This is a genomic window from Flavobacterium hankyongi (assembly GCF_036840915.1).
Lineage (GTDB): Bacteria > Bacteroidota > Bacteroidia > Flavobacteriales > Flavobacteriaceae > Flavobacterium > Flavobacterium hankyongi.
The window spans coordinates 2,191,234-2,208,879 of sequence record NZ_CP085725.1; the positions used below are offsets into that span (position 1 = coordinate 2,191,234).

Annotated in this window: 12 protein-coding genes; 9 read left to right on the plus strand and 3 right to left on the minus strand. The window is 33.7% G+C overall.

Annotated features, from left to right (window positions below):
* Positions 1–265: 265 nt before the first annotated feature.
* The 7 genes from LJY17_RS10185 (at position 266) to LJY17_RS10215 (ending at position 12,374) form a co-directional block, all read left to right on the plus strand.
* Positions 266–1,243 carry a ribonucleotide-diphosphate reductase subunit beta gene (locus tag LJY17_RS10185; protein WP_264543719.1) on the plus strand — a complete coding sequence of 326 codons (978 nt, stop codon included), beginning with the start codon at positions 266–268 and terminating at the stop codon, positions 1,241–1,243.
* Positions 1,244–1,464: 221 nt separating this feature from the next.
* On the plus strand, positions 1,465–3,888 hold the full coding sequence (locus tag LJY17_RS10190; protein WP_264543720.1) for a ribonucleoside-diphosphate reductase subunit alpha: 2,424 nt from the start codon (positions 1,465–1,467) through the stop codon (positions 3,886–3,888).
* Positions 3,889–3,979: 91 nt separating this feature from the next.
* A complete protein-coding gene (locus LJY17_RS10195; protein ID WP_264543721.1) occupies positions 3,980–4,204 on the plus strand; it encodes a hypothetical protein in 225 nt (74 codons plus the stop codon).
* Positions 4,201–4,644, plus strand: coding sequence for a GNAT family N-acetyltransferase (locus tag LJY17_RS10200; protein ID WP_264543722.1), 444 nt, complete (start codon positions 4,201–4,203; stop codon positions 4,642–4,644). The genes LJY17_RS10195 and LJY17_RS10200 overlap by 4 nt, the downstream gene beginning before the upstream one ends.
* A 62-nt stretch (positions 4,645–4,706) precedes the next feature.
* Complete coding sequence (locus LJY17_RS10205) at positions 4,707–6,047, plus strand: deoxyguanosinetriphosphate triphosphohydrolase (RefSeq protein WP_264544903.1); 1,341 nt, start codon at positions 4,707–4,709, stop codon at positions 6,045–6,047.
* Between the two features lie 91 nt (positions 6,048–6,138).
* Complete coding sequence (locus LJY17_RS10210; protein ID WP_264543723.1) at positions 6,139–8,814, plus strand: T9SS-dependent M36 family metallopeptidase; 2,676 nt, start codon at positions 6,139–6,141, stop codon at positions 8,812–8,814.
* 335 nt (positions 8,815–9,149) lie between these two features.
* The gene (locus LJY17_RS10215) at positions 9,150–12,374 is read left to right on the plus strand and encodes a T9SS type A sorting domain-containing protein (protein ID WP_264543724.1); all 3,225 of its coding nucleotides are present in this window, start codon (positions 9,150–9,152) and stop codon (positions 12,372–12,374) included.
* Positions 12,375–12,424: 50 nt separating this feature from the next.
* On the opposite strand, the gene LJY17_RS10220 is transcribed toward LJY17_RS10215, so the two are convergent.
* Complete coding sequence (locus LJY17_RS10220; RefSeq protein ID WP_264543725.1) at positions 12,425–14,200, minus strand: 1-deoxy-D-xylulose-5-phosphate synthase; 1,776 nt, start codon at positions 14,198–14,200, stop codon at positions 12,425–12,427.
* A gap of 132 nt (positions 14,201–14,332) precedes the next feature.
* Between LJY17_RS10220 and LJY17_RS10225 the strand changes: the two genes are divergently transcribed.
* On the plus strand, positions 14,333–14,773 hold the full coding sequence (locus LJY17_RS10225) for a nucleoside deaminase (protein ID WP_264543726.1): 441 nt from the start codon (positions 14,333–14,335) through the stop codon (positions 14,771–14,773).
* 119 nt (positions 14,774–14,892) lie between these two features.
* On the opposite strand, the gene LJY17_RS10230 is transcribed toward LJY17_RS10225, so the two are convergent.
* Positions 14,893–15,090: a cold-shock protein gene (locus LJY17_RS10230; protein WP_264543727.1), complete on the minus strand. Its 198-nt coding sequence runs from the start codon at positions 15,088–15,090 to the stop codon at positions 14,893–14,895.
* Between the two features lie 124 nt (positions 15,091–15,214).
* A complete protein-coding gene (aspS, locus tag LJY17_RS10235) occupies positions 15,215–16,966 on the minus strand; it encodes an aspartate--tRNA ligase (RefSeq protein WP_264543728.1) in 1,752 nt (583 codons plus the stop codon).
* Positions 16,967–17,168: 202 nt separating this feature from the next.
* Between aspS and LJY17_RS10240 the strand changes: the two genes are divergently transcribed.
* Positions 17,169–17,516: a toxin-antitoxin system YwqK family antitoxin gene (locus LJY17_RS10240; RefSeq protein ID WP_264543729.1), complete on the plus strand. Its 348-nt coding sequence runs from the start codon at positions 17,169–17,171 to the stop codon at positions 17,514–17,516.
* The last annotated feature ends 130 nt before the right edge of the window (positions 17,517–17,646 follow it).

Below are 17,646 nucleotides of genomic sequence, written 5' to 3' on the forward strand. Positions count from 1 at the left end.
ATTTTCTATGGCTAAATTTCATCTTTTTTGAAGTAATCTTCAACGCCTTATTTTACAATACTTTTCAAAAAATATATTTTTTAATTTTCTGATTATCAGACAAATAATTAAAAAACTTTCTGAAGCCCTTATTTTCCTACGTTGTTAAAAACTCAAGGAAATTGTGAATAACTATGTCTTTCTTTTTTGATTTCAAATTAGAATCTTTGTAAGCCCCAATCGTTACAAAAATCAAAATTTTTAAATCTCTAATTTTCAAATGGCTATGGCTACTATTGAACCCATTTTACAAGAAAATAAAAACCGTTTTGTAATTTTTCCAATCAAACACCATGATATTTGGGAATGGTACAAAAAAATGGAGGCAAGTTTTTGGACTGCCGAAGAAATCGATTTACATCAAGACTTGTCAGATTGGAACAATAAGTTAAATAATGATGAAAAATACTTCATCAAACATATTTTAGCTTTTTTCGCAGCTTCAGATGGAATTGTGAATGAAAATCTTGCTGAAAACTTTGTAAACGAAGTACAATATCCAGAGGCAAAATTTTTCTATGGTTTCCAAATCATGATGGAGAACATTCATAGCGAAACATATTCTTTATTAATCGACACTTATGTAAAAGATGATAATGAAAAGAATGAGTTATTCAATGCTTTAGAAGTATTTCCTGCCATAAAGAAAAAAGCAGAGTGGGCTTTAAAATGGATTGAGTCAGATTCGTTTGCAGAACGTTTAATTGCTTTTGCAGCAGTAGAAGGAATTTTCTTCTCTGGAGCGTTTTGTTCAATTTATTGGCTAAAGAAAAGAGGTTTAATGCCAGGATTAACCTTTTCGAACGAATTAATTTCTCGTGACGAAGGAGTTCATTGTGATTTTGCGGTTCACTTACACAATCACCACTTAATCAACAAAGTACCTACAGCTAGAATTAGAGAAATCATTGTTGATGCATTAAACATCGAAAGAGAGTTTATTACCGAATCACTTCCCGTTAGTTTAATTGGAATGAACGCTACATTAATGACACAATACCTAGAATTCGTTGCTGATCGATTATTAGTAGAATTAGGATGCGACAAAGAATACAATGCTTCAAATCCATTTGACTTTATGGATATGATTTCGCTTCAAGGAAAAACAAATTTCTTTGAAAAACGTGTAGCTGAATATCAAAAAGCTGGTGTTATGAATAATGACACTGATGCCAACAAAATTAGCTTCGACGCCGATTTTTAATCTAAACGAACTGGTTAGATTTTTTTTGAAATTTAAAAACAAACTGTCAACTCAAAGAAAGTAAAAAAAATCTCTTTAAGGGGAAAGAGTTTTCATCGGATTTAGCACGACATTAACAATAGAACGCTTATAAAGTCGGGAGACTTGCGTTATTATCAATAAATCAAATAAGAACCCGAAGATAGAGAAGGGATTGTCTATTTTCAAAAAACTAAAACTTTATGTACGTTGTAAAAAGAGATGGCCACAAAGAGCCAGTAATGTTTGACAAAATCACAGATAGAATTAAAAAACTATGCTATGGTTTAAATGACATGGTAGATGCTGTAAAAGTAGCTATGCGTGTTATTGAAGGTTTGTATGATGGAGTAACAACTTCAGAGCTTGACAATCTTGCTGCCGAAACTGCTGCGTCGATGACCGTTACGCACCCAGATTATGCACAATTGGCTGCCCGTATTGCAATTTCTAATTTACACAAAAACACCAACAAATCATTCTCTGAAACGATGAATGAAATGTATCATTATGTAAATCCTAGAACCAATCAGGAAGCACCTCTTTTATCAGAAGAAGTACACAAAGTAATTATGGATAATGCTGAGTTTTTAAACTCGCACATTATCTACAATCGTGATTTTAATTACGATTATTTCGGATTCAAAACTTTAGAGCGTTCGTACCTGTTAAAAATTAACGGTAAAATCGTAGAACGCCCCCAACATATGTTAATGCGTGTTTCGGTAGGGATTCACTTAAACGACTTAGAAGCTGTAATTGAAACTTACGATTTAATGTCGAAGAAATTCTTTACTCACGCAACTCCAACTTTATTTAATGCCGGTACTCCAAAACCACAAATGTCCTCTTGTTTCTTACTTTCAATGCAAGATGATAGTATTGATGGAATTTACGACACATTAAAATCAACAGCTAAAATTTCGCAATCAGCTGGAGGTATCGGATTATCTATCCACAACGTTCGTGCCACAGGATCTTACATTCGTGGAACTAACGGAACGTCTAACGGAATTGTTCCTATGCTACGTGTTTTCAACGACACCGCTCGTTATGTAGATCAAGGTGGAGGAAAACGTAAAGGAAGTTTTGCCATTTACCTAGAAACTTGGCATGCTGATATTTTCGATTTCTTAGACTTAAAAAAGAATACCGGAAAAGAAGAAATGCGTGCTCGTGATTTATTCTTTGCCATGTGGACTTCCGATTTGTTCATGAAACGTGTTCAGGAAGATTCTACTTGGACGTTAATGTGTCCTAACGAATGTCCAGGATTATATGATGTATATGGTGATGAGTTCGAAGCACTATACACCTCATACGAAGCACAAGGAAAAGGAAGAAAAACCATCAAAGCTCGTGAATTATGGGAGAAAATCTTAGAATCTCAAATCGAGACTGGAACTCCTTATATGTTATACAAAGATGCTGCGAACCGCAAATCGAACCAAAAGAACTTGGGAACGATTCGTTCATCTAACTTGTGTACCGAAATCATGGAGTACACTTCAGCAGATGAGATTGCGGTATGTAACTTGGCTTCTATTTCGTTACCAATGTTTATTGAAAACGGAAAATTCAACCACGAATTGTTATTCAATGTAACCAAACGTGTGACTCGCAACTTAAATAAAGTAATCGACCGAAATTACTACCCAGTAAAAGAAGCCGAAAATTCAAACATGCGTCACCGTCCAGTTGGATTAGGAGTTCAAGGTTTAGCCGATGCTTTCATTTTGCTAAGAATGCCTTTCACCAGTGATGAAGCCAAACAACTGAATCAAGAAATCTTCGAAACCATGTATTTCGCAGCCGTTACTGCTTCGATGGAAATGGCCAAAGAAGAAGGTCCGTATTCATCATTCAAAGGCTCTCCAATTTCAAATGGAGAATTCCAATACAACCTCTGGGGAATCCAAGATTCTGACTTATCAGGACGTTGGGACTGGGCTTCTCTTAGAAAAGAAGTAATGGAGCATGGAGTACGCAACTCCTTATTAATGGCACCAATGCCAACAGCTTCTACATCACAAATTCTTGGAAACAACGAAGCGTTTGAACCGTATACCTCTAACATTTACACTCGTCGTGTATTATCAGGAGAATTTATCGTAGTTAACAAACACTTGTTAGAAGATTTAGTGAACCGTGGATTGTGGAACGAAGATTTAAAACAACAAATCATGCGTCACAACGGTTCAGTACAAAACATCGATGCCATCCCGCAAGATTTAAAAGACTTGTACAAAACCGTTTGGGAAATGTCAATGAAAGACATTATCGACATGTCTCGCCACAGAGGTTATTTTATTGACCAATCGCAATCTTTGAATTTATTCATGGAAGGGGCAACCTATGCAAAACTGACTTCAATGCATTTCTATGCTTGGCAATCAGGTTTAAAAACAGGTATGTATTACTTAAGAACAAAAGCAGCAGTAGATGCGATTAAGTTCACCTTAAATAACGACAAAAAAGCAGAACCAACGGCAATAATTGAAGAAGCACAAGCAGTTGCTATGGAAGTAGTCGCGGAACCAGCTCCAATGAGCGCAGAAGAATACCGCGCCATGATCGAACTAGCAAAAAATGCTGGTCCTGAAGATTGTGAAATGTGTGGGTCTTAATATTAATCTCAATATGTTTAAAAACAGTCATCTTAGTGATGGCTGTTTTTTTATTTAACAAATCCGTATCTTTGAAGTAAATAAAAAAATTATGTCAAAAGATAAAAAAGGAGTTTACACAGGAGCTATAGAACAAGATGCAGATGGAAATTTTTTCTGTGGAGAATTCTTGTTAGATTATCAATACACAGTCAAGAACTTTAAAATTGGTGATATTGTGAATCTTAAAACTGTGATTGAAAATCCTAGTGACAAGAGTTACGACAAATACCCTAAAAAATCAAGCAACTTCTTTTTAGCAAACGATAAAAAATGAATCTTGTAAAAACCATTTCTGAGAATTTAGATTTTAAAAAACTATCCGCTTTATTCGATGAATATTTAGTTGATATTGATGGAGACGAAAGAGAATTCTTTGCCTTTTACAACAATGTCACTCTAGAAAATGTATTGGTTATTTATGAAAATGAAGAAGCTGTTGGCTGTGGTGGTTTTAAAAAATATGATAATACAACTGCCGAAATTAAACGAATGTTTGTACATCCCAATCACAGAAACAAAGGGATTGCTCGTCTAATTCTAAACGAACTGGAAATTTGGGCCAAAGAAAAAGGATTTTCATCCTACATCTTAGAAACTTCACCAAAACTAACTAGTGCAATTGCTTTATACGAAAAAAGCGGTTATCATCTTATTCCTAATTACGGCCAATACATTGGAGTAGAAAACAGCATTTGCATGAAGAAAGATAGCTAAAATCACTATCTTCGATTTCTTATCAACACCTATTCTAAACTTTAGAAAATTTAAATCCTATGATGAACTGGGAACAACTTCTATCTTTAAAACGTCAAGGCGACACCAGTAAACGATTACGCAAAGAACAAGATGAAACTCGTTTGGGTTTTGAGGTCGATTATGACCGAATAATCTTTTCTGCAGCTTTTAGAAGCCTTCAAGACAAAACACAAGTTATTCCGTTATCTAAAACAGATTTTGTACATACTCGTCTTACTCATAGTTTAGAAGTTTCTGTTGTTGGAAGATCATTAGGGAGATTAGTAGGGAAAAAAATTTTAGAAAAACACCCATATCTTAAAGAAATTCATGGTTATCAAGCCAATGACTTTGGAGCCATTGTTGCAGCAGCTTCATTGGCACACGATATAGGGAATCCTCCTTTTGGGCATTCTGGAGAAAAAGCTATTGGAGAATATTTTTCGATTGGAAACGGTCAAAAATTCAAAAACGAACTCACTGAAAAAGAATGGCAAGATTTAATTGATTTTGAAGGGAATGCTAATGGATTTTCTGTAGTTACAGGTTCGCGACCAGGTGTAGAAGGAGGCTTGCGACTTACTTACGCAACTTTAGGAGCATTTATGAAATACCCAAAAGAAAGCCTTCCAAAAAAACCAACACAAAACATTGCCGATAAAAAATATGGTTTCTTCCAGCAGGACAAAGTCTTTTTTAAAGAAGTAGCTAATGAATTGGGATTAATTTCAAATAAAAAAGGAAATGATATTGGCTACGAAAGGCATCCTCTTGCCTATTTAGTTGAAGCAGCAGATGACATTTGCTACACTATTATAGATTTTGAAGATGGAATAAATTTAGGTTTAGTGTCAGAAGATTATGCCTTAGAATATTTAATAAAACTGGTAAAAGATTCTATCGATTCTTCAAAATATAACGCTTTAACCACAAAAGAAGATCGTATTAGCTATCTTAGAGCTTTAGCAATTGGAAGCTTAATTAATGATGCGGTTAATGTGTTTGTTGAAAATGAAGATGATATTTTAAAAGGACAATTCCCTTTCGCTTTAACAGACAAAAGCAAATACAAAGCACAAATAAATGACATCATTAAACTTAGTGTTAAAAAAATATACCAAAGTCGAGAAGTAATCGAAAAAGAGATTTATGGCTATCAAATAATAAACAACTTATTGGATAAATTCATAACTGCCTACAACAACAAAGCCGAAGGAAAAACCTCAAATTTTGACAATCTACTACTTAAAATCTTACCTGAAAAACATCATATAGAAAAAGAAACCCTCTACGAGCGTCTTTTACACATTTGTCATTTTATATCTATGCTCACAGATGGAAACGCACTAAAGTTTAACAAAATAATTAGTGATAATAAATAAATAAAACAAAAATTAACTATTGTAAACAAACAAAATAACGATAAAATAATATATTTGCAATTATTAATTAACGCAACCTTAAAGAATAATTATGAAAAAAATTACTTTATTGTTTTTTTTATTTATATCTACAGCGGTCTTTTCACAAGAGCCCATTGATAAAATAAAAAAATATATAAGTGAGAACAAAGTCAAATTTGGACTCACCAATCAAGATATTTCTGATTTAGTCATAGTAAATGACTTTAGTTCTGAAACGACAGGAATAAATAATTATCATGTTAAACAAAGGATTTCAGGAATAGAAGTTTTTAATTCTGACTCAAATTTTTGGATTAAAAGTAATGAAGTTATTAATGGAGGAGAAGAATTCATTCCAAATCTTATCCAAAAAATAAACACGTCAAATCCTTCTCTATCTGTAACAGATGCTCTTTCAGGAATTCTTTCTCAGATTGATAATAGTCAACTTAATTCAGTACAAATTTTAGAATCTGGTGCTAACAAATACAAATTAAGTAATGGAATTTTAGCTGAGGATCCTATTAGAGCACAATTAGTTTACTTTCAAACTGAAACTAACACAATTAGACTTTCTTGGGACTATGAATTTTATTCTCAAGACACAAAACATCTTTGGAATTTAAAAATAGATGCTGTAACAGGAAAAATATTAGACAAAAATGACTTGGTAATTTCATGTAATTTTGGATCTAATCACAGCAATCATTCTCATGCTGAAATCAATCATTTTACACAATCATTTTATAAAAAAAATACAACCAGTACTCTTCTAAATCCTGGAACAACAAAATATAGAGTAATTCCTTGGAATTATGAAAGCCCTAACCATAGTCCATTTGCATTAATAACTAACCCTGAGTATGTTACCAATGCATCACCAAATGGATGGCACAACAATAATGGTACAATTGGCGGAGGAAGTATAGCAACTAGATTTACTACCACAAGAGGAAATAACGTTCTTGCAAAAGACGATTTTGACACAAATAACACTGGTGGTAATTTAACAACTGGCGCTGGGACTTATCCAGACTTAACCTTCGACTTTCCTTATCCAGGCACAAGTGTTGCAGCCAACACATACATTGATGCTGCAACCACGAACCTATTCTACATGAATAATATTATGCATGATTTGTGGTATCAATATGGATTTAATGAAGCCAACAAAAACTTTCAGCAATCAAACTATGGCCGTGGAGGTTTAGGAGGGGATCCTGTAAACGCAGATGCTCAAGATGGTGGAGGTATCGATCCGAATATCAATAATGCAAATTTTGCAACTCCAACTGACGGTTCAGCCCCAAGAATGCAAATGTATCTATGGAATGTAGGACCTGCACCAAAAAATTTAATAATTAACTCCCCAGCTTCTATAGCGGGTGAATATGTTGCCAGAGACAATGTATTTAGCCCAGGACATGTTAACTTACCTGCTGCACCTGGTTTAACTACAAATATAATTTTGTATGATGATGCTGTAGGCACTGGATCTGATGCATGTGAAGCTGCTGTAAACGGTACACAACTTTCAGGAAAAATTGTTATTATAAGACGTGGTAATTGTGAATTTCAGGCAAAAGTTTATAATGCTCAGCTTGGAGGAGCAGCAGCAGTAATCATTGTAAATAATGATGCAGCAAATCCTGATGCCAACAATCTTAATATGTCTGGTGCTAATGCAAGTATAACAATCCCAGCAGTATTTGTATCTTACACAGTAGGTGAAGCTATTATTGCAGCTATTGGATCTGGTACAGTAAATGGCACTTTACGTAATGATACAAATGTTACTTTCGTAAACACTGACGGAGACTTCGACAATGGGATTATAGCTCACGAGTATGGGCATGGAATTTCAACAAGATTATCAGGAAACTGCTTAAGTGGATCTGAACAACAAGGTGAGGGATGGTCAGATTGGTTTTGGTTAATTATGCAAATCAAACCAGGTGACACCCGCAATAACGCAAAAGGTATTGGAACTTTTGCGATGAACCAAGCAACTAATGGCCCTGGAATAAGACAATACAGATATTCTACCGATATGGCAGTGAATCCTCATACTTTTGGTAGTACAAATGGAATGTTAACTCCTGATGGAACTGCTGTAGATTCACATTCTGTAGGGTCAGTTTGGGCAGTAATGCTTTGGGATTTGGCTTGGAACTATATTGACAAATATGGTTATGACCCAAATATTTATACTGGAACGGGTGGAAATAATAAAGTTATGCGCTTGATTTTAGATGCAATAAAATTAGACGGATGTAGTCCTACATTTGTTACTGCTCGTGATGCCATTATTGCTGCAGATCAAGCAACAACTGGAGGTCAAAATTACTGTATGATTTGGAAAACATTTGCTAGAAGAGGATTAGGTGTAAATGCTTCTTCAGGAACAAATTCTGGCATAGCAGGTATTCAAGACCAAGTTGAAGACTTTACTGAACCAGCACCTGGACCAAACTGTACACTTAGTGTAAATCATTTTGACAACAACAATGGCATTTTAATTTACCCTAACCCTTCTAATGGATTAATTAATATTAGAATCAATAGCTTCATCGGCAAAGCAACTGTTGAAGTAGTCGACATAAACGGAAGAGTTGTTTATTCTCTAAATAATACAGAGTTTAGTAATGAAAAATCAATAGATTTAAATCATTTACAAGCTGGTGTTTATGTAGTAAAAATAAGTGGTGATGAACTTAATTACACTAAGAAAATTATTCTTAACTAATTAATAGATTATCATAATGAATAAAAAAGCGCTCTATTGAGCGCTTTTTTTATAATAATTTCTTTTCAGTATAGAAAGAGCTAACTAAGTTACAAAACCTAACATTAACAACTATTATTTATATAAATTATTGACTTAAAATCATTTAAAAACAGAAATATGATGATACAGGTACGCAATATTTTCTTACAAATTAAGGGTTGATTTTGTAAATAAGAAATTAATTTATCTATTTTTACATCTCTAATGTTTAAGTAAAAAAATACTAATTCATTAAAACTTAATTATTGAATAAACTTAACTTTAAAACACTTAAATGAAAAAAAAATCTTTTTATGACGTTAGTGATAACGTGGATAGGTTCTTCGCAAGTAAATCCCATCGATGATCTAAAAACAACTCCTAATGGGTATTTTGACACTGTGTTAGATCGTTTTGGGAAACAATATCTCATAAAAGATTTAGAAGCTGGCAAAAATGCGATTACAAATGATGGCTTTAGTAAAACTACTAGTATAAGCTGTGATTCTGGAATTTTCCAATTATACTTTGAAACAGGATCTGGTATGGAAAATACTGCTGATGCTTCAAATAATGCACGTCGTGATGTTGTTTGTCGTGTTTTTCAGGATTTATCAAACTTTATTAACACCCCTTTAAAGAATACAAACACTAAAGTTAAAATTTGGATTAGAAATGCTGCAAATACTGATATGCCAAGCAATGCTTTAGGAATGGCAACTTCATTTTATGTTGCTCCTAATAATGCTGCTGCTAATTTTGGAGGTATTATCGACGGAGAAATTTACAAAACCATTCAAGGAGGGAAAGACTCTTATATAAACACAGCAGCTCCATTAATTAACTCCTCAGGTATTTATTATCACGGGATGGTGGTTTTGAATTTTAACAATATTAATTGGAATACTGATTTGGAGACTAATGCTGGAAAAGGACAATATGATTTATACAGCGTAGTTTTACATGAAGTAACTCATGCATTAGGATTTAATAGTTTACTAAAGCCAGACGGAACATCTGCTCTAGGAAGTGGTTACCAATACTACTCACGTTATGATTCTTTCTTGAAAAACAATGCGAACACACAGTTTTTATTAACCAATACTGGTGCATGTTCGTCTATGTACAATTACAATTTTAATAGTGCTTTAGCAACTAGCATATTACAACCTAACACTTCTAATTGTGTTGCGAATACAACAACTTGCTCCAATGCATTAAAATTTGTTGGTTCAACAACAGTTCCAATTTATACGCCCAACTGTTTTGAACAAGGAAGTAGCTATAGTCATTTTGAAGACATGTGTATTGCCTCTCCAAATACCGGTAACGACACTTACTTCGTAATGAGTAATGCTACTAAAACCAATAGTACTAAACGTTTTTTAAAACCTGAAGAACGTAGTTCGCTACTTGACATTGGCTACAGCTTAAATACCATTTATGGCGATTTTGATGTTTTTGGTAGCTTTAAAGATTATGGAGGAGCATCTGTAACCGGTCTTGATATAGAAGGTATTAACGATGGAATCACAAGTTTATCTGCATATGCCTTTATTGGAAATACTGGAAGTAATATATCAATTTCTGGAATTTTAGCAAACGATTACAATGCAGTTTCTTTCGAATGTGTACAGGATGTATTTGACAATACCGCAACTATATCTGTAACTTCAGGAACAATAAACTTCAGTAGTACTGTTCCTGGATTACACTTATTACGATACGTCCCTTTAAATACTGCCGGGAAAAAAGGAAATATTACCTATATATATGTGTATGTAAATCAACCAAATTCTTGTGGTGTTCCTAATGCTTGTGATTTAGTCATTAATGGAGATTTTGAACAACACAATGGATTACCAACAAGTTCAAGTAAATTAAATGGTATTGTTTGTGGCTGGAATGCAATTCATACACAACAAAGCAGTGAGTATTATCATTCTGCATCCACTTTAAATCTTCCAAATTTGAAAGTCCCATGTAATGGTAATGGATTTGAGACAGACAATCATAATCAAAATGCATATGTAGGAATGTTTATAGCAAATAATGGAGGATATCCTTTCAATGAAAGCATAAGAACAAAATTAAATCAACCTCTTCAACAAAACACAAGCTATCAATTGAGTTTTGATATTTCCTTAACGGAAAAATTTAGTGGAACAGCTAATAAATGTCAAGCCTATTTGAGTAAAGATTTAATAATCCCTTCAGGTTATTCATATATGCCAATTACTAATCCTAATATGCTTTTTACATCTTCAAACTATAATACAACAACAAACGGTTGGGAACATGTAGTTTTTAATTTTACTACTGACAATATAGCTGGAGAACAATATTTATATATAGGCGGGGGCTTAAGTGGAATTATTCCTGATTCATTTATAACTCCAACCTCAGTTCATAATGGACAATGTAATGTTGATTATTTTGGATGGGCTGCTCCATATTATTACCTAGACAATGTCAGCCTTATCCCTTTAAACGGGGCTAATTTCGATTTACCAGCAACTATTTGTAACACGGTAACTATTCCTAATCTTACAAATTATTTAACAGCAACACCTACAAATGGAATTTTCACAGGAAATGGCATTATAAATACAAATGGTGTCTATTCATTTAATGCTACAACAGCAGGAGTTGGAACTCATACAATTACCTACACTTACACAAATAGTTCTGGATGTTCAGTTTCTATTTCTGATTCGATACAAGTTGTAAACACCAACACAGTTGTACCTACTTTTGCCCAAATAGGCCCTATATGTGCTGGTTCAGCTACACAGCCGTTACCTACAACTTCAACGAATTTTATTACAGGAAGTTGGTCACAACAAAATTTAAACACTAATGCCACTACAACTTACACATTTACTCCCAATAGTGGACAATGCGCAAGTAGCACATTAACAACAATGACTGTTACAGTATTATCTGCTACTGATCCTAATTGTATTAATCAAACCAGTTGTAATTGTTTAAACACAATTATCTACACTGTTCATCCACAACTTGACAATGTGTTTCTTATAAAGCTTACTAACAGTAATTCTATTTGTACGTCACTTACAATAAGAAATACTTGGACAATTGGTAACGGTAGTCCTTTTACAACAAATGGATATACTACAGTAGGTTATACAGCAACTGGGGAATTACCTTTTACTGTAACAACAGAAGCATTGGACGCTAATGGAAATGTATTATGCGCTAGAACTTATACTTATGGTGGTGGAAGTTCGTCATCAAAAAATAATACTTTAAATTTAGATAACAAATTATCGAATGATACAGATATCAACATTTATCCAAACCCATCAAACGGATTGTTCGCTATTCAAATAAATCAATTTAAAGGAGTTGCAAACCTTGAGGTTGTTGATTTGAATGGTCGTGTTGTATATTCTCAGAAAGATGTTGATTTCAGTACTGAGAAATCAGTTAACTTAAGTGAGCTTCAAGCGGGTATTTACATTGTAAAAATCAAAGGCACTGTACTAAACTTAACCAAGAAAATTATCATCAACTAATCAAAAAATTGGTATCCAATAAAAAAGCGCTCACTTGAGCGCTTTTTGTTTTATATCATATTCTGCAAAACCGTAATTAGAGATAGAACATCTAAACCAGAATACTTGTGAAGCTCATTAACTGTTCCTTGTTCAATGAATTCATCAGGTACACCTAATTTCTTAATATTAATATCATATTTATTTTCCATAAAGAAAGAACTCACCAAACTACCGAATCCTCCATTAACGCCCCCTTCTTCAACAGTAATAATCTTTTTAAACTTACTACCTATGTTATTTAAAAGAGCTACATCTAATGGCTTAACAAAAGGAAAATGATAATGTGCTGGTTTTGAACTATCAGACACCCTTTTTATTGCTTCAGCAACATTATTACCAATCGTTCCAGTCGAAATAATAGCCACTTCACTTCCTTCTTTTAAACAATATCCCTTCCCAATCCCAACCTTTTCAAAAGGCAATTTCCATTCATCTTTAATAAACCCTCTTCCTCGTGGATAGCGGATAGCGATTGGGTGATTTAAACCTAATTGAGCTGTGTACATTATATTGCGAAGTTCAATTTCGTTTAATGGTGCATAAAGAATCATGTTTGGTATACAACTTAAATAAGCCAAATCGAAAACACCATGATGTGTGGCACCATCTTCACCAACAAATCCAGCTCTGTCTAAACAAAATATAACTGGTAAGTTTTGTAACGCTACATCATGAATAACTTGATCGTAAGCTCTTTGCAAAAAAGTAGAATAGACATTACAAAAAACTGTCATGCCTTGCGTTGCCATTCCTGCAGAAAAAGTTACAGCATGCTGTTCAGCTATACCCACATCAAATGCTCTTTGTGGGAACTTCTCCATCATGTATTTCATAGAAGAACCTGAAGGCATTGCCGGCGTTACACCTATGATTTTATCATTTTGTTCCGCTAATTCAACTAAAGTATGTCCGAAAATATCTTGAAATTTTTGCGGAAGATTTTCTTCTTCTTTTGGATAAATCTTACCTGTCTCTGGGTCGAATTTTCCAGGAGCATGATATTTTACCTGATTCTCCTCAGCCAATTGTAAACCTTTTCCTTTTGTAGTTATCACATGTAGGAATTTAGGCCCTTTTACGCTTTTTAATCTACTCAATTCAGAAATTAAGGATTCTAAATTGTGACCATCAATTGGTCCAGAATAATTAAAATTCAAAGCTCTAAAAATATTATTTTCTTCGTGAACTTCTCCTTCTTTAAATGAAGCAAGATATTCCTTTAACGCACCAACACTTGGATCAATTCCAATAGCATTATCATTCAAAATGATTAATAAATTAGCATCAGTAACACCAGCGTGATTTAAGGCTTCAAAAGCCATACCTGAAGCTATCGAAGCGTCGCCAATAACCGCTATATGTTGTTTTTCTTTTTCATTTTTAATATTAGAAGCCAAAGCCATTCCTAATGCAGCCGAAATAGATGTAGAGGAATGCCCAACACCAAAAGTATCATATACACTTTCACTTCTCTTAGGAAATCCAGAAATACCGTTTAAATCTCTATTAGTATGAAAAACATCTCTTCTGCCTGTCAAAATCTTATGTCCGTAGGCTTGATGTCCCACATCCCAAACTAACAAATCATTTGGCGTATCAAAAACATAATGTAAAGCAATCGTAAGTTCGATTACACCTAAACTTGCTCCTAAATGCCCTTCTTTTTGAGAAATAATTTGAATTATAAAATCTCTAAGTTCTCTTGCTAGAGTTGGTAATTCTGACTGTTTCAACTTCTTCAAATCAGCCGAAGAATTAATATTTTGTAGGAGATTGCTTGACATACTACAAATGTACAATATGAATTCGCCACTAACAAGTTGTTTGTTGCAAACAAACATCAATAACAAAAAAGCGATACATATGTTACCTCTAAAAAATAAAATATAAACATATGAAATCGTATTTTTGTTTCTATGAAAAATATTTTCACAGACGAGTATTTTATGAAAAAAGCTTTACAGGAAGCCGAAATTGCCTTTGACAGAGGCGAAATTCCTGTGGGCGCAATAATTGTTATAGACAACAGAGTCATTGCAAGAAGCCACAATCTAACCGAAATGCTTAACGATGTAACTGCACATGCTGAGATGCAAGCCATTACGGCTTCAGCTAATTTTTTAGGAGGCAAATACTTAAAAGGTTGCACACTTTATGTAACACTTGAGCCTTGCCAAATGTGCGCTGGAGCATTATACTGGAGCCAAATTTCAAAAATTGTATACGGTGCTTCTGATGAGCATAGAGGTTACCGTATTATGGGTGGAAAACTTCATCCTAAAACAGAAGTTATATCAGGAGTTATGAAAAACGAATGCTCCTCTCTTATGAAAGAGTTTTTTAAACAAAGAAGATAGCTAAGAAACTTTTTATTTTACGCTCTCTGTTGCCTTAAAATCAAAAAATATCTAAAAAATAAAAAACCACGCCTAATGGCGTGGTATAACTTCATTCTGGTAATCAAAAATAATATATATTATTCGATAACTACTACGTTAGTAGCTACTTTACCTTTACGACCGTCTTCTTCAGTGTATGAAACTTTTTGACCTTCTTTAAGTTCTTTACCGTTTGTACCAGTAACGTGAACGAAAATATCAGCTCCTGTTTCATCATCAGTAATAAATCCAAAACCTTTAGATTCAACGAAAAATTTAACTTTTCCTGTGCGCATTCTTTGAAATAATAAATTAATAATAAATCAAAGATATACTTTTTATTGAAACAAAAAAGTTTTGCTAAATTTATTTTATAAAAAAATGTTAAATTCTTACAAAACGCAACTAAAATCTAATTATTTATTTAAGGTTCAGCTTAATAAATAATTCATCCAGTTGTTTGTCATCGATAACTGAAGGAGCATCAATCATCACATCACGCCCAGAATTGTTTTTAGGGAAAGCAATAAAATCACGGATAGTTTCCTGACCTCCAAGAATAGCCACCAAACGATCTAATCCAAAAGCCAAACCACCGTGTGGCGGAGCACCATATTGGAAGGCATTCATTAAGAATCCAAATTGATTTTCAGCTTCTTCTTTTGTGAATCCTAACAATTCAAACATTCTTGCTTGAAGGCCTTTATCATGAATACGTATTGAACCACCACCAATTTCGTTACCATTAAGAACCATATCATAAGCATTTGCTCTTATTTTTCCCGGTTCAGTAGAAATTAAATGAATATCTTCTGGTTTTGGAGAAGTAAATGGGTGATGCATTGCATGATATCTTCCACTTTCTTCATCCCATTCCAATAAAGGAAAATCTACTACCCAAAGAGGCGCAAATTCATCTGGTTTACGCAAACCTAAACGAGTTGCAACTTCCATACGAAGCGCACTTAATTGGCCTCGAGTTTTATTGGCTGGACCTGATAAAACAAAAATAATATCTCCTTGTTTAGCACCAGTAGCTTCAGCCCATTTTTTCAAATCTTCCTGATCATAGAATTTATCTACAGACGATTTTAAGCTCCCGTCAGCTTCATATTTACAGTATACCATTCCTGAAGCACCAACTTGAGGGCGCTTTACCCAGTCAATTAATGCATCAATTTCTTTACGGGTATAAGAAGCTCCATCTGGAACTGCAATACCTACCACTAATTCGGCAGTATTAAAAACACCAAAATCTTTATGTTTTGCTACAGTATTCAACTCACCAAATTCCATCCCAAAACGGATATCTGGTTTGTCATTACCATAAGTTTTCATTGCATAATCGTAAGTGATTCTTGGAAACTTATCTACTTCAACTCCTTTTATTTCTTTTAACAAATGACGTGTTAAGCTTTCAAACATATTTAAAATATCTTCTTGCTCAACAAAAGCCATTTCACAGTCTATTTGAGTAAATTCAGGCTGACGGTCTGCACGCAAATCCTCATCACGGAAACATTTTACAATCTGGAAATATTTATCCATTCCTCCCACCATCAACAATTGCTTGAATGTTTGAGGTGATTGTGGTAAAGCATAAAATTGTCCTGGATTCATACGTGAAGGCACAACAAAATCACGAGCTCCTTCTGGAGTTGATTTTATTAAATATGGAGTCTCAACCTCACAAAACCCTTCTTTTGAAAGGAAATTTCTAACTTCCATTGCTACTTTATGACGGAATAACAAACTATTCTTTACAGGGTTACGGCGAATATCTAAGTAACGATATTTCATACGCAACTCTTCTCCTCCATCTGTTTCATCTTCAATTGTAAAAGGAGGTATTATGGCATTATTTAATACTGTTAATTCTGATACCAAAATTTCGATATCACCAGTAGCCATGTTTGGATTTTTAGATTCGCGCTCAATAACCGTTCCTTTAACCTGAATAACAAATTCACGTCCTAAAGTTTTTGCCATTTCAAAAACTGTCTTATCTGTACGGTTTTCATCAAAAATTAATTGGGTAATTCCATAACGATCACGTAAATCAACCCAAACCATAAAACCTTTATCACGTGATTTTTGTACCCATCCGGCAAGGGTAACTTCTGTATTGATATGCGAAGCATTTAATTCTCCACAAGTATGACTTCTGTACATTATATAAAAATTTGAGTGCAAATTTAACCAATTTAGGACAAGTTAAAAGCTACATAAAACAATTATTTACTTTCCTGAAAAAGAATTCCAATGTTAAGTTTTCATCTAATGTTACCAAATTGTTAAGTAAAAGTTTTTTTAATGTAAATATTTTTTATAGCTTTGATATATAAATGATTGTAAAATCTTAAAACCCAAAGCTATGAAAAAGATTATTACACTATGCGCATTAGTTTTCTCAGGTATTGTAATGGCTCAAAATATCGAACCTAAATATGAAATAGAAGGAAACCTAGTTAAAGCCACTTACTACAATGATAATGGAACCGTTAAACAAGAAGGTTTTTACAAAGATGGAAAAGTTCACGGAAAATGGGTTTCATTTGACGAAAAAGGAGTGAAAATTGCAATGGGTGAATATAAAAACGGAGAAAAAACTGGAAAATGGTTTTTTTGGGACAAAAACACTCTTAACGAGGTCGACTATAATGACAGCCGTGTTGCTGAAGCAAAAAAATGGTCACAAGGCACATTAGTTCACAGAAACTAAACATCAACCATATCTTACTTATATAAAAATCCTTTCAAATTGAAAGGATTTTTTGTTTTTAAACAATAAAAAAAGCCCAATCTTTCGATTGAGCTTAGTGCGGGTGATAGGACTCGAACCTACAACATAC

What these genes read in the sequence shown, in the direction of transcription:
- LJY17_RS10185 (WP_264543719.1), top strand. Translation starts at nt 266, where the DNA reads ATGGCTACTATTGAACCCATTTTACAAGAAAATAAAAACCGTTTTGTA.
- LJY17_RS10190 (WP_264543720.1), top strand. Translation starts at nt 1,465, where the DNA reads ATGTACGTTGTAAAAAGAGATGGCCACAAAGAGCCAGTAATGTTTGAC.
- LJY17_RS10195 (WP_264543721.1), top strand. Translation starts at nt 3,980, where the DNA reads ATGTCAAAAGATAAAAAAGGAGTTTACACAGGAGCTATAGAACAAGAT.
- LJY17_RS10200 (WP_264543722.1), top strand. Translation starts at nt 4,201, where the DNA reads ATGAATCTTGTAAAAACCATTTCTGAGAATTTAGATTTTAAAAAACTA.
- LJY17_RS10205 (WP_264544903.1), top strand. Translation starts at nt 4,707, where the DNA reads ATGAACTGGGAACAACTTCTATCTTTAAAACGTCAAGGCGACACCAGT.
- LJY17_RS10210 (WP_264543723.1), top strand. Translation starts at nt 6,139, where the DNA reads ATGAAAAAAATTACTTTATTGTTTTTTTTATTTATATCTACAGCGGTC.
- LJY17_RS10215 (WP_264543724.1), top strand. Translation starts at nt 9,150, where the DNA reads ATGACGTTAGTGATAACGTGGATAGGTTCTTCGCAAGTAAATCCCATC.
- LJY17_RS10220 (WP_264543725.1), bottom strand. Translation starts at nt 14,200, where the DNA reads ATGTCAAGCAATCTCCTACAAAATATTAATTCTTCGGCTGATTTGAAG.
- LJY17_RS10225 (WP_264543726.1), top strand. Translation starts at nt 14,333, where the DNA reads ATGAAAAATATTTTCACAGACGAGTATTTTATGAAAAAAGCTTTACAG.
- LJY17_RS10230 (WP_264543727.1), bottom strand. Translation starts at nt 15,090, where the DNA reads ATGCGCACAGGAAAAGTTAAATTTTTCGTTGAATCTAAAGGTTTTGGA.
- aspS (WP_264543728.1), bottom strand. Translation starts at nt 16,966, where the DNA reads ATGTACAGAAGTCATACTTGTGGAGAATTAAATGCTTCGCATATCAAT.
- LJY17_RS10240 (WP_264543729.1), top strand. Translation starts at nt 17,169, where the DNA reads ATGAAAAAGATTATTACACTATGCGCATTAGTTTTCTCAGGTATTGTA.